Below are 12,964 nucleotides of genomic sequence, written 5' to 3'. Positions count from 1 at the left end.
CTTGTTGTGGAGCCGTCATGCTCGAACTCAAATCGCTGACCAAAACCTACAAGACCGGCGACAAGGCCCTGAACGACGTCAGCCTCACCGTGCCGGAAGGTCAGGTTGTCGGACTGATCGGTCCCTCCGGCGCCGGAAAATCAACGCTGATCCGCTGCGTCAACCGCCTTGTCGAACCGACCTCCGGTTCGGTTGCAATATCCGGCAAGTTGATCACCGGCCAGGGGCAGCGCGAATTGCGGGCCATGCGTCGCCGCATCGGCATGATTTTTCAGGAATATGCCCTGGTCGAACGGCTGACCGTCATGGAAAATGTTCTGTCCGGCCGGCTGGGCTATGTCGGGTTCTGGACCAGCTTCACCCGCCGCTACAGCGCGGACGATATCGGTCTTGCCTATCGGCTGCTGGACCGGGTCGGCCTGATGCACCAGGCCGACAAGCGCGCCGACGCGCTCTCCGGCGGCCAGCGGCAGCGTGTCGGCATCGCCCGCGCGCTTGCCCAGGAACCCGAACTGCTGCTGGTCGATGAGCCGACGGCCAGCCTCGATCCCAAGACAAGCCGCCAGATCATGCGGCTACTGATCGAAATTTGCGCCGAACGCAATCTTCCCGCCATTGTGAACATTCACGACGTGCCGCTGGCGCAGCAGTTCATGCAGCGCATTATCGGACTGCGTGCCGGCGAGGTGGTGTTTGACGGCGCCCCCGACGCCCTGAGCGAGACAGCGCTGACCGAGATTTACGGCGCGGAAGACTGGAACGCGATGCGCAAGGGCGCGCAGGAAGACGAGAGCGCCGAAGCCGAAGAGGCGGCCGTGCTTGCGAGGCTCGGCGCATGAGCAATTATCCGACGACTTCTCCAACGACATGGAAGCGTCCGCCGCAGGTGTTCACGCATCGCGGCTGGCGGATAGGGCTTCAGATCGGGTTTGCGGCCTGGTTCGTTCTCGCGCTTGCCACGCTTGACCCGAACTGGGCGCGGATCGTAGAAGGCTGGTCGCGGGGCGTGCGTTTTCTGGTCGGCTTTCTGCAACCCGATTTTACCAGCCGCTGGAGCGATATCTCAAAGGGGCTGATCGAGAGCCTGACCATGACGCTGACCTCGACGGTGGCCGGCGTCATCATCTCCGTGCCGGTCGGCATCGGCGCGGCGCGCAATGTCTCGCCCAAGATTGTCTATCTTGTCTGCCGTTCGATCATCGCCGTCAGCCGCTCGCTGCAGGAAATCATCATCGCGATCTTCTTTGTGGCGATGTTCGGCTTTGGCCCGTTTGCCGGGTTCCTGACGCTGAGCTTTGCCACGATCGGCTTTTTGTCGAAGCTTCTGGCGGAAGACATCGAGGATATCGACGAGGCGCAGGCGGAGGCGATCAGGGCAACCGGCGCCTCATGGATGCAGATGATCAACTACGCCATCCAGCCACAGGTCATGCCGCGCCTCATCGGCTTGTCGCTCTATCGCCTCGACATCAATTTCCGCGAAAGCGCGGTGATCGGCATTGTCGGCGCGGGCGGCATCGGCGCGACCCTGAACACCGCCATCGACCGCTATGAATATGACAGCGCCGGCGCGATCATCCTGATCATCATTCTCCTCGTCATGGTGGCGGAGTACGGTTCCAGCTATATCCGGAAGTTCCTGCAATGAGCGACGCCCCTTATCCCGCGGTCTGGCGCCGCCGCACATCCCGGCAATCGCTGATGATCTGGGCCGGCTGGTTTGGCCTCGTTGCGCTGACCGTCTGGTGCTGGCAGGTTATGACGCACGACACGATCTGGGCTTTCGTGAGCGATGCGCCGAAGCAGGCCGCCGATATCGGCAGCCGGATGTGGCCGCCGCGCCTGTCTTATATGAACGAGCTCTGGGCGCCGCTCTGGGACACTTTGAACATGGCCACGCTCGGCACCATGCTGGGTGTCGTTCTTGCCGTGCCGGTCGCCTTTCTGGCGGCGCGCAACACCACGCCGTCGGCCATGATCCTGCGGCCTGCGGCCCTGTTCGTCATCGTGGCCAGCCGTTCGATCAATTCGCTGATCTGGGCGCTGCTGCTGGTCGCCATCATGGGGCCGGGCCTCTTGGCCGGCGTCATAGCCATCGGCCTGCGCTCGGTCGGCTTCATCGGCAAGCTGCTCTATGAGGCGATTGAAGAGGTTGACGCGACCCAGGTCGAAGCCATTGCCGCGACCGGCGCCAGCCACGCCCAGATCCTGGATTACGCCATCGTTCCGCAGGTGCAGCCCGCCTTCTGGGGCATCACCGTGTTCCGCTGGGACATCAATATCCGCGAAAGCGCGATCCTCGGCCTTGTCGGCGCCGGCGGCCTCGGTCTGAAACTGCAGTCATCGCTCAATGTGCTGGCCTGGCCGCAGGTCACGATGATTCTCGTCGTCATTCTCGCAACCGTCATTGTGTCGGAATGGGTATCGGCAAGGGTGCGACAGGCGATTATCTAGAGCGCCGGGCGGAAAAGTGGTTACCGGTTTTTCGTTAACCCGGAGCGGCGAAGGAATGGCCAGAGCATCGCCCGATGCTCTGGTGCGCACCTGGTTTCCTGCGTCAGGAGAGTTGAGCGGGACAGCGGATAGTGCTGCCCCGCTCCTTCATTCTACGCCGACAGCCAGGCCTCGAGTTTGGCCTTGTCCGGCAGCCCTCCTGCGTGAACAAGCTTGCCGTCAACCGCTATGCCCGGTGTCGACATCACGCCCGCCATCGCTATTGATTTCGGATCGGTCACCTTTTCAATGTCGGCGGCAATGCCGAGCTTTTCGGCGGCGGCTTTCACCATGGCTTCCGTTGCTTCGCAGCGTTTGCAGCCGGGGCCATAAATCCTGATCAATTTCATGATCGTTCCTTTCAGAGGATGAGGTTGAACAAGAAGCCCGTGGCTAGAATACCGGCAGACACAACGGCGATGAAAATCGCGATCAGCCGGTAGGTCAGCACCTGCTTGAGGATGATCATCTCGGGCAGGGAAAGCGCGATGACCGACATCATGAAGGCCAGCGTCGTGCCAAGGGCAGCGCCCTTGCCCAGGAGCGCTTCGACGATCGGGATAACGCCCGCGGCATTGGTGTACATCGGCACGCCGACGATAACGGCAGCCGGAACAGACCACCACGCCTCGCCGCCCATGACCCGGAGCATGAGCGCTTCAGGAACATAACCGTGGATCAGCGCCCCGATGGATATGCCGACCACGACCCAGATCCAGACCTTGCCGACAATCTCCCGGACCTGTTCAAGGCCGATCTTCAACCGGTCGGCAAAACTCATCCGCTCCTCGGGGAGGTCGCCCGCCGATCCCGCATTGATTTCCCGCACCCACGCCTGAAGGTAGCGCTCCAGCCGCATCTTCCCGAGAACCCAACCGGCAATCGTGGCGATGGTGAAGCCGAAGACGAGATAGATCGTCGCAATTTTCCAGCCGACAAGGCCATAAAGCAGGCCGAGTCCGACAGGTCCGACCATCGGGCCTGCGATCAGAAACGAAAACGTGACGCCAAGCGGAATCCCGGCTGAAACGAAGCCGATGAAAAGCGGTACGGAGGAACATGAACAGAAGGGTGTGAGAACGCCAAGAGCCGCGGCCATGGGGTAGCCGAAAATCTGGCGTCTTCCGGCAAGCAATGCGCGGGTTTTCTCCGGACTGAACCAGCTGCGCAACACGCCGGTGACAAACACGATGCCGGTCAGAAGCAACAAGACCTTGGGAACATCATAGAAGAAAAAGGCAATCGCCTCGCCGGTGTGGCTTTGGCGGTCGACGGGAAAAAGCGCGGTGGCCCATTCGGAGAAGGCGATCAGTTGACCATAGGCCAGCCACCAGATCACCGAAGCGCCCGCGATGCCGAGATACCATCTGAGGGCGGAACCGTCCCGCCCGCTTTTCAACCTCTGCGTCGCGATAGTCATGCGCTTTGCCTTTCCGCATAAGCTTCAGCGGCCAGAACCGCCGCGATCACCGCCGCGAATTCGGGCCTGATGTCCGGATTCTTGCGATAGCGCACCCATTGTGCATCGCGCCGGTCGAGGATCAGCCCGGCATCCCGCAGCACTTTCAGATGGCGCGACATGCGGCTCTGGGTGGCCCCCAGCCGCGTCATCAGTTCACACACGCAATGCTCCCGATCATTCCAGATCAGGGCCAGCGCCGCGCGGCGGGTCGGGTCGGATATCGCGTCTAACAGATCCTGCATGACTGTTTTCTATGCGCATCAGCGCATATGCGCCTTGATCCATATCAACGAAACAAGGTGCGCGTGAAACACTGGATCTCGGGGGTGGTGACTTCAAGGGCCAGTTCTCATTCAACTTAAAACTGGCCTCTTCTTCAGCGCCTCGGCATGCGCCTGGATCGGTTTGCTCGCATGCGCCGAACCCTACACTGCGCCAAGAACCGAGACGGAGAAATGAACCCCGCCGAGCCGCGATCGCCCTACCTCTGAAGAAGATAAGGCGGCAAAAATGAGGGCAGCGCGGCCCAACCGAAGCTGGAAATCATGAAATCAGGCCTCGCGTTCGGGATCGAAATGTAGCAATCGCAGCGCGTTCAGCGTGACAAGCACCGTCGCTCCGGTATCCGCCACAATCGAGATCCAGAGACCAATCAGCCCCAATACGGACGTGACGAGGAATACCGCTTTCAAACCGAGCGCGATGGTGAAGGGCTGCCCCATACGCAAAGCGGTAATGGCGGTTCGAGGTCAATCGCATCACCGACTATCTACTGCTGAACTTGAGCGGGCTATCGGTATATGCCCCTCTTCGCTACACCCAGAACAAGCTGATCGATCGCGCCCGAACCGCAGGACGGGCCCTTGAAAGGGAGTTTGCTCACCAGCAGGGTCTTGAAAGGATTCGAACTGCGGACCCATCAATTGCTACCCGTATGGCTTTTCGCAGAGCCATCCAAGCGCAGTTGCGACTGCGCTTCACGGCATCCAGGAAGGTCTTGCCGGCAGGATTCCGCCCGACAGAACCTGGTTTAGTTCAGCGTGGCACCAGGACCCCACGCCCTTTAAATCTTTCAAAGACTTATCGTGCCGATCGGCGTCGAACCCCTGTGCCGATTTACAGCCAGAACACCGGTTACCGACCATGCCGAGCAACGGCAAGAAATCGAGGGGCTCCGATCCACGGTCCAGGAACAGTCTTAATGGCATCGTAAAGTTAACGACCGCGAAGAAAAAGCGTGACGCCCGCCGCGTGCACTGATCATGCCCGAGCGATCTTCGCCCACAGGTTCATCGCCGCTGCGCGCAGTTGGCGATGATGGTGGGAGGGAATGTCGTGGCGCGGGATATCGAAAGCGTCCCGAGCTTGCGGACGGCGGAAAGACGACAAGGTAAATGCTACTTTAGTTTGTAATTTCTTGAGTTTAACGACATGCCTTCAGCTCAAAAAGCGCAGGCCAGACGCTTACTGCTGCAGTGGGAATGTCCGCCTGAGCCAGCACGCTTTCGAGCAATTCTAGGGCGACAGATCGGAAGCCGCGCCAAACCGTAGCAACGTCAAGTAGCAACCTGCAAAATGACATCATCCTGGCCGATGTTTCGCTGTGCCGCGCCCAGCTGAACAGATGGATCGCGTTCGCCAGGTCGAGAGCTAGCCCATCGACATCAGCCTCGCCATGTAGGTCGGCGTTCTCTCGCGGCCACCGAGACCTTGCGGTCTTTCCTACGACTGTGATTAGGTTTTGGAACGCCTCGTCAGCGGCCTGTCGGCCAAAAACCTTGGCGGCGACATCCATCAATGCAGATCGGGAAGGATCTACGTCGAGGGCGTCGTCGAGCTTCAAGTAGCTATCAATCCTTCGATTAAGCTCCGAGAGAGACGCCTCATCGACTGATGTGATGTCGACCACAAGTGAGACCAGGGAGACTAGGACACGCCAATTTTCGTCACGCATCTCTTGGATTATACGCGTCAAAAGCCCTGAAGGATCTCTCACCACGAACGCACTGTCAGGCACCATCCAACCAGCTTTTAAGAAAACAGGAATAGGGTCTCGGCTTATCCAGCACAGATCCGGCGACCCGCTTGGAAGGGTGGCAAGCAACTGAGGATTCGGCATCCAATCCCCACCTGTGTCTCGACCGAGCATTGTTATCTGATCGGCCGGTACAGTGGCACCGAGATCCAGCAGTTCTGCAGCGATTGCAGCCCTTATCCGGATGGCCGATAGACTGAAAACGGAATTGCGAACCCACCTGCCCCAGACTTCTTGATCATCGGTAAGCCTGCGCGGGGTCTGCGCGTAGAGCCAGTCACCGAGCGCCCGCAGCGCTGAATTTGATGGCGAAAGCACGCGCATCAACTGATCGGCATGCAGCCATAAAAGATAAAATGCAATCTCGGGATTTAATTTCCGCCAGTCCTCGGACGAGAGCGCTTGTCGGCCACTGTGACGGAGAATTGTTCGGAAGAATCTCAACCTTTCGTCATCGAGCATACCAAGGAAATTGAGATCTTCATCCCGCAACTCACCGGTGCGTGCCAGCGTGAATGCGCGAGTTAGCGAGAGGGAGAGAAAACGCTGGGCATCTCCTGGAGCTTTTCGAATCGCCGGCGTGTAGCTCTCTAGAAGTTCCTCCGGGACCCGTCGTGGAATGCTAGAGGTCCTCCAGACGGCTTCTTCTGGACTAATCTTGTCGCTCAGGATCCTGAAGGACGATTCGATCAGCTCCGCTCCGTTCCCGGAAAAATCAGCGGCAATGCCAAGATAATTCAGCAGAACGCCGGGCTCTGGCAGCTCGAAATCAGCGATGCGCAATTGCTCAGTGTTCTTGAGCCGAGCATCCAACAGGGTGAGCTGCCTCGAAAAATCCGCGGAATATAGGTCGTGAATAACCTCGATCCTTCGTTCGGGGCTTGGCTCGTTCGCCACCGCAACTAGTTCGTCCTCCGATATAGGCTTGCCAACACTGCCCATGGGCATCGAAGTCTTGAGAGTGCGTTCTCTCGTTCGTGGATCGGGGTGGAGTATGGCCATAGTAACCGGGTCAAGAGGGTACGACTTCCGTCCTCGTTTAACGATGGCTTTCGGCTTTCCCTGCTCGCTATCGTCCAACGAAATTTGCGCGAACTTCTTGCTCTCGTGGAACTGGAACCTGGCGCTGCGGCGGGGGCTCGAAAACGCCTCAGTGAATGCAGCGGCAATCGACCTAACCGCCACCCGCTCGTCCCCAATCTCAAGCAACATTACGGTTTGGCGGTCGAGTATGTCATCGATTCCTCGCCGTGAAGCCACCCGATCCGCCCAATCGAGCGGAAGAAGCCGCAAATATTCAGCGACTACACGACGCATCTGCGATTCGAACGCCTTCTTCAGCCGCTTGTCCGTGTCGTCCGGGGTTTCAAGAAGCCTGGCCAGCATTCCGGCGATCGTCTCTGCAATGATGTCGCCTGCCTCGGGGTCAGCTTCGACAAGTGGCTCAACAACCGTTGCCATCAGCCAGTTGACGTAGCTGGCCCGGTCAGATTTTGCCAGCTCCGGTTCGCCGAGTTCCGCGTGGAGAGGCAAAGCCAGCGCCTGCGAGACATTCAAGGCTCCGAATTGTCGGAGAACATGAGGTTGCTCGGACCCTGTACGGGCCGGCGTGCAATCGAGGCGGAGGTTTGACCAAACCCAGGATGAGCGCGCCACCTTCTGTTCGTCGGTCGCGGTGGGATCGGCCCAGATTCGCGCGAATAGATCCTGCGCGATGTGCGTGAGCTGGAGGGTGCGACGGCTCTCCCCTATTACATGACCGCTGGGATCGATCTCAACGGTGAGGTCGATATGCTTGAGATTGATGGCGTCCTGCGCGAACCAGCTCTGGATCGCCATCAGGTCATCGTTTTCGACAACCCTGCCGCTGACGATTGGGGCTGCACTGATCTGAGCATAAAGTTCGTCAGCGTCTATGGGCAGGAACGAGTATCCGGCGTCCCGTAGCAGCTTTATGACGATATAGTATTCGGCATTGCCGAGACGCCCGGCCTGTCGAAGTGTTGCCAGTATTTGTCCAAGATTGACCGCGTTAGACGGCGGATTTCTCGATATGGTTCTGTCTTCGATCCAGTAGAGCAGTGGATCGACCCCCTCTTCACGGGGAAGCGTTTCTAGGAGGCAACGAACATGCGCTGGAGCTTCCCGACGCATAGCTCTGAATTCTTCATCGCGCGATGGGAGACTATGCCACGCGGAAGAAGCTAGACGCGCGGCGACCGTCTTCCGAAGCGTCTCCAGCCTGTTGCCGATCCCCTCCTCGAACTCAAAGAGGGCGATCTGTGCGAGCATTTGGTCCAGATCGGCCTGAAGAATATTGGTTGGGAAAGACCGAGCTATAGGTTCGAGAAGGCCGAGGAGCATCAGGTCCAGGCACGCCGACTGGCCGACCATCACTGTGTCGAACGACAGCTCCACCATGTCGTCCGGAATGCCGAGACTTTCCCGAGCCTTCTGCATCTCCGCGCGCGTTACGTGACCAGATTGGAAAGCATTCTCCAAGAGAGTGGTGAAGATGCCGCGTCCTGCATCGTCTTCCGGCGCATGCCTCAGCGCTTCCAACACAAAAACTCCCTCCTTCGGAGAAGCGACGATTTTGACCGCGCTGTCTCGGCGGGCGACCGCGCGCACCTGCCGCGCAATTTCTGCGGAAACCGTCCCGAATTTTCCACGCATCTCGATCAGGGCTTCAGGGAGCGATGCTGGGATGTGGATATCGAAAACTTGCTCGATCTTGTCCAGAATTCCGGCTCGATCAGCCAGGAGAAGCGCGCTTAGGTCGAGCCGGAGCCCCGGTCGGCGGGTGGTATCAATCGTATCAGCGGACCGCTTCGTCCCCGCGGTCAGGAACATGGGGAACTTCAAGCCGAAATTCGCACGCCTCGAGTTCCGATCTCCCAGGAACAGCAATGCATAATCTTTGGCGTCACCACTGAAAGCCAGGGCAGACGGAATGCTACCAGCAAGCCATTGGTCGATCAGTACTCGATACTGATCGGCGCGCTCATTCATAAACTTGATGACAGCTTCGACACTATCGAAGCGCGTCATCATACCCTCTGAACCGGGTTCGCTGACCAGCCTCCTGATCATTTCGTCCTGGACGTCTCTCAACCCAAGTTCGGACGAGAGCGCCAAAAGTTGCGGAAGCAGCTCTTTTGGTAACTGGTCGCGCTGAATGTCTGCGATCACGCGTCGCGCGGTGTCGGGTGCAAAATTTCGAAGCGCGTTGGCTACCCTTAACGCATTCACGTAATCGAGCGAACGAGCCGCTATCGCATCGTTCGTCACCCGGGCCGCGTCTTCAAGCGCCCCAATACGCACGTACGCGTTGAAGAGCTGCCTTCTGAGATCAGGATCATCAGATTGGCTAAGCAGCGACTTCAAGTCCTTTATTAGATTCAGATGATCACCGGTCGCCTCTTGTGCGCGCAGGCGTAGCTGAACCAGCCGCGGAGGCAAGGCAAGTCCCGCTCGGGACGCCTCCGTGAGCACCTCAACGGAGGACTGGGCGTTGTCCGACCGGAAGGCAGCCACCGAAGCAATTTCAAACGCACGCAGGGTACCAATGGCTGTCAGCTGATTGCGTAGTTTGAAAACCTCGACATATGCTTTCCGTGACATCAGGAACTCGGAGCCCGCGATCAGAGCCTCGGCGTTCGACAAGCCAGACGAAAGGAACGCGATGAGCGGAGCGTAGTTCTTGGCCTCGATCCCATAGCGGACTGCTGCCGAATAAGAAGCCTCTGGCGATCCAGCATTCTCGCCGAACTGCTTGCGCCACTCGTTGAAAAACTCCTCGGCTTCAGGAAAGTGCCTCTTGAACTTCTCGAATACGGCGATGGCGCGCGACGGCTTGTCGACTTTGGCCGCCAAAAGGGCGAGGGCGACGACGTGGCCAGGCGTTCCCTCACCTTTGCGCAATAGATCACCGATTGCCTTCTTGATCTTGCCCCGACGCATAGGAAGGTTGTTTTGAAGGCACCAGGCTATGGCAGAGGGATCTGGAACAGGCCTCGACAACAGGTATCGCCCGTATCTTCTGGCTTCTTGCCTCCTTTCGGGATGCAAGATCAGTACAGCGAGCTTCCAGATCTCAACTTCTCGGCGCAAATCGCCATCAACGACAGACAGAAGCCCTTCAAATTCCTGCCTGGCGGCATCCAGCTGATCGTAAGCCACCTGTTCTGAACGGACCAGCGCGCGATTGATGGGGTTCGGAGGTCCGCCAAAGCCGGGTAGAACCCCTTCGACAAGAGCCGAGGCAATCCGGACAATTCCGCGGGTGAGCCGCGCGATAGCGCCTTCAGGCTCCTTGGAGAGCGCTGAATTCACGAGGTTCAGCGCCGCAGCTGCGCCCCTACCAGACATTAGGGTAGCAATTCCGCGGAGACGCAGGACCTCGCTGGAAACATCGTCTCCAACAAGCGGAGCAAGCATATTGAGTGCTGCACGGGGGTCATCCGCGTCGATCGACAACCCCGCTGCAAGCTCCCGCTCTCGCCTGGTCGTGGGCTTGCCGAGCTCCTCAAGGGCAGCGCCGACTCCGGCAGTTACCCGGGCGATCATCACGCGGGCGGAGGGATCTAGCTCTTCACTTAAATCATTTGCCTCCGAAACGAGCGCATCGGCCTTGTCCAGATCGCCTTCAGCGAGTTCGATCATCGCTAGAATGCGAAGCCCTTTAGCGCGGACTGCGGGATCAATCGTTTGCCAAGTGGCCTCTTCAGCGCGATTTGATGCAATCCATTTGCGGACAGCGGATCGCTTGCCGCGTCGAAGCTCGGCGACCGCCGCTTCAAGTTCGCGGGAAACGGCGCTGTTAAAGGGTCCGGATATTGCGTCCTGTAACTGGGCTGCTAAAGCGGCGATCGAACCGCCAAGCTTGTTTGGCGAGACCGTAGATGCAGGGTTTACGGACGGACTGTCGCTTTCGATCTCCGCCGACATCGCGTCCACCCAGTACCGATGGAAATACCGGTCAATCAATCGTGGGTCATTGCGCAAAAGGTCCGTGATGTGCACGGAATCCCAGAGATGAAACTGAATCCCTTTCTGGGCAAGAGACTTAGCAAGTGTGCGTGCCGCCTCGTTCATGTCGTCATCGTTTGCAGCGACAGTTACGGCGAGAATGAAGTGGCGTACGTTTTTGCCTTTCCAGTGACCGTCCAGGTGGTCGAAAAAATCCTGGATCCATGGGCGAAACTCCCACGCATCTACCTTCTGGTAACATTTGGCAGAAAGCACTACGACGGGATCGTGCTGCTGATCGAAGCCCTCTACATCGACGCCATATTGCTCGACTCCGGATGTACGCTTTAATGCCACCCGAAGAACGTCTTTAAACTGTGGTTTTAAGATCGCTCGGCAAAGTTCTTCGAACTTTTTTGAGCCAACAGCGACGAGTGGAAGCACGTCTTCACGGTGCCCGGGCGGTGGCGGAATCCTGGTTTCAGGCGTCCTTCCCCGCTGCGGCTCCCTGGCTTTGTTATTTGTTGGTTTCTTTTTAGCCATCAACGAATCCGTGCATTAGCAGATAGTTACAGCACGAATCGCGAACATAGAAAATCTTGGTAGAGCATCATCCTACAGTTTTTTTGGACGACTTTCCGAAATGACTTTTGTAGCTTTCCAATCAGCTGTTCACTGGGCAAGTTCCCGCGATCCCCCGACGGGCGTGCAACACGTCGCCGGTGACAACCAGTTTCTCGAGTCGGGGTGGGGTATCGCGGGTAGCTTCGTGAAGTAGGGGCCAAACAAAAGCACTCCGAAATCGTAAGCGGCGGGCGAACGGAATGAGAACTTATGCGACCCGCCGTAGCTCGTCTGCCAGACAGAGCGGTCGAGATCCATTTGGGATCTGATATTCGGCATCCCAGATGTAGATGCGACGATCAAATCTCCCGCGCCGGCCACAAGCGCGTTTGCTGAAAGACACCTATCGTGTCTCTATAGATCGGAGAAGATGTGCGCTTTGGTGAATTCGCCGCGTTGCCAATATCCAATCCCTTCTCCCCAACCAGAAGCGCCGTAACCTTACCGATATCGCTCAGGCGAGCAGGCGTCTCGTTGGCGATCGATGTCACAAATTCACCATAAGATACCGGTGCGTCACCATGCATGTCGCGTTGCGGTGATACGAAAAAGTGGTCCTCCCGCCTATCTCCCGCCTTCCTGCCGATATCGGCCACCTCTCTCGCTTGGTACGCGCCCTCATTCTTCCTCGCCGTCGCCTACGGCCGCCATCGCCTCCTCCCGCACGGCAGCTCTGCTGAGCAGCCCCGCATCCTCGAGCGCCTCGATATCCGGCAGATCACGGAGCGTTTCCATGGCGAAGGCGGAGAGGAAGTGCCTGGTCGTGACGTAGGTGTAGGGTGCGCCGGGGGTGGGGCTGCGGGGGCCGGAGGCGATGAGGGCGGCGTTGCGGAGCGAGCCTATGGTGTCGCGGCTGACCTCCTTGCCGAAGATTTTTGAGAGTTCGGCGCGAGTGATGGGCTGGAAGTAGCCGACGGCCATCAGCACCATGGATTCGAATTCGGACAACGTCGTTGCTGCGCCGCGTGTCGGAGCATTCGAAGCATTTATCGCATCCGCGTAAGCCGAACGACTTCGGTGCTGCCAGCCGCCGGCGACCGAAACCAGCTCATAGGGCCGTCCGGTGAGTTCTTCGCGAAGATCGTCGATCAGCAGGTCGATGCTGCAATCCTTGCCGACGACGCGGGCCAGCGTCTCGCGGGTGACCGGCTCGGCGGCAGCAAAGATCACCGCCTCGACCCGCAGCATCCATTCACGCCAGCGCAGCTCCGGCGGAAACTGATCCAGTTCACGATCAAAGAGGATTTCATCCTCTGACTTTTGTCTGCGACCGCGAGCGGCTTTCGCGTTTTCGGCTGCGGCGGTCGCACCCGCTTTTCCGGCTGCTGCGGTCGCTTTCTTGCGGCGGGATGGCCTGTTATCGGCTGCTCCGGTCATGG

Annotated in this window: 10 protein-coding genes; 3 read left to right on the top strand and 7 right to left on the bottom strand. The window is 58.6% G+C overall.

Going from position 1 to position 12,964, the window contains the following annotated elements:
• Nucleotides 1–17 precede the first annotated feature (17 nt).
• The 3 genes from phnC to phnE (AZF01_RS23110) are packed head-to-tail and all read left to right on the top strand — an operon-like array spanning nt 18 to nt 2,454.
• Nucleotides 18–839, top strand: a complete 822-nt coding sequence (gene phnC / locus AZF01_RS23120) for a phosphonate ABC transporter ATP-binding protein (RefSeq protein WP_024707227.1) — start codon at nt 18–20, stop codon at nt 837–839.
• Entirely contained in the window at nt 836–1,648 is an 813-nt protein-coding gene (gene phnE / locus AZF01_RS23115) for a phosphonate ABC transporter, permease protein PhnE (RefSeq protein WP_024707228.1), read from the top strand. The genes phnC and phnE (AZF01_RS23115) overlap by 4 nt, the downstream gene beginning before the upstream one ends.
• Entirely contained in the window at nt 1,645–2,454 is an 810-nt protein-coding gene (gene phnE / locus AZF01_RS23110) for a phosphonate ABC transporter, permease protein PhnE (RefSeq protein ID WP_024707229.1), read from the top strand. The genes phnE (AZF01_RS23115) and phnE (AZF01_RS23110) overlap by 4 nt, the downstream gene beginning before the upstream one ends.
• Nucleotides 2,455–2,606: 152 nt before the next feature.
• Here the strand turns inward: phnE (AZF01_RS23110) and AZF01_RS23105 are convergent, their stop codons facing one another.
• The 7 genes from AZF01_RS23105 to AZF01_RS23080 all read right to left on the bottom strand — a co-directional run bounded on the left by AZF01_RS23105 (nt 2,607) and on the right by AZF01_RS23080 (nt 12,962).
• Nucleotides 2,607–2,843 carry a thioredoxin family protein gene (locus tag AZF01_RS23105; protein WP_024707230.1) on the bottom strand — a complete coding sequence of 79 codons (237 nt, stop codon included), beginning with the start codon at nt 2,841–2,843 and terminating at the stop codon, nt 2,607–2,609.
• A gap of 11 nt (nt 2,844–2,854) precedes the next feature.
• Nucleotides 2,855–3,913, bottom strand: coding sequence for a permease (locus AZF01_RS23100; protein WP_036236437.1), 1,059 nt, complete (start codon nt 3,911–3,913; stop codon nt 2,855–2,857).
• On the bottom strand, nt 3,910–4,197 hold the full coding sequence (locus AZF01_RS23095) for a metalloregulator ArsR/SmtB family transcription factor (protein ID WP_024707232.1): 288 nt from the start codon (nt 4,195–4,197) through the stop codon (nt 3,910–3,912). The genes AZF01_RS23100 and AZF01_RS23095 overlap by 4 nt, the downstream gene beginning before the upstream one ends.
• A gap of 309 nt (nt 4,198–4,506) precedes the next feature.
• On the bottom strand, nt 4,507–4,677 hold the full coding sequence (locus tag AZF01_RS24205; RefSeq protein ID WP_156484766.1) for a hypothetical protein: 171 nt from the start codon (nt 4,675–4,677) through the stop codon (nt 4,507–4,509).
• A gap of 701 nt (nt 4,678–5,378) precedes the next feature.
• Entirely contained in the window at nt 5,379–11,504 is a 6,126-nt protein-coding gene (locus AZF01_RS23090) for a hypothetical protein (protein WP_024707233.1), read from the bottom strand.
• A 380-nt stretch (nt 11,505–11,884) separates the two neighbouring features.
• Nucleotides 11,885–12,181, bottom strand: a complete 297-nt coding sequence (locus AZF01_RS24200; RefSeq protein ID WP_156484765.1) for a hypothetical protein — start codon at nt 12,179–12,181, stop codon at nt 11,885–11,887.
• Nucleotides 12,182–12,203: 22 nt separating this feature from the next.
• Entirely contained in the window at nt 12,204–12,962 is a 759-nt protein-coding gene (locus AZF01_RS23080; protein WP_036235763.1) for an SMC-Scp complex subunit ScpB, read from the bottom strand.
• Nucleotides 12,963–12,964: the final 2 nt, after the last annotated feature.

This window comes from Martelella sp. AD-3 (genome assembly GCF_001578105.1).
Classification (GTDB): Bacteria; Pseudomonadota; Alphaproteobacteria; order Rhizobiales; family Rhizobiaceae; genus Martelella.
This window is presented reverse-complemented; position numbering and strand designations above follow the sequence as displayed.

Bases quoted from the DNA above. Each gene is read 5' to 3' on its own strand.
- phnC (WP_024707227.1), top strand. From the start codon at position 18: ATGCTCGAACTCAAATCGCTGACCAAAACCTACAAGACCGGCGACAAG.
- phnE (WP_024707228.1), top strand. From the start codon at position 836: ATGAGCAATTATCCGACGACTTCTCCAACGACATGGAAGCGTCCGCCG.
- phnE (WP_024707229.1), top strand. From the start codon at position 1,645: ATGAGCGACGCCCCTTATCCCGCGGTCTGGCGCCGCCGCACATCCCGG.
- AZF01_RS23105 (WP_024707230.1), bottom strand. From the start codon at position 2,843: ATGAAATTGATCAGGATTTATGGCCCCGGCTGCAAACGCTGCGAAGCA.
- AZF01_RS23100 (WP_036236437.1), bottom strand. From the start codon at position 3,913: ATGACTATCGCGACGCAGAGGTTGAAAAGCGGGCGGGACGGTTCCGCC.
- AZF01_RS23095 (WP_024707232.1), bottom strand. From the start codon at position 4,197: ATGCAGGATCTGTTAGACGCGATATCCGACCCGACCCGCCGCGCGGCG.
- AZF01_RS24205 (WP_156484766.1), bottom strand. From the start codon at position 4,677: ATGGGGCAGCCCTTCACCATCGCGCTCGGTTTGAAAGCGGTATTCCTC.
- AZF01_RS23090 (WP_024707233.1), bottom strand. From the start codon at position 11,504: ATGGCTAAAAAGAAACCAACAAATAACAAAGCCAGGGAGCCGCAGCGG.
- AZF01_RS23080 (WP_036235763.1), bottom strand. From the start codon at position 12,962: ATGACCGGAGCAGCCGATAACAGGCCATCCCGCCGCAAGAAAGCGACC.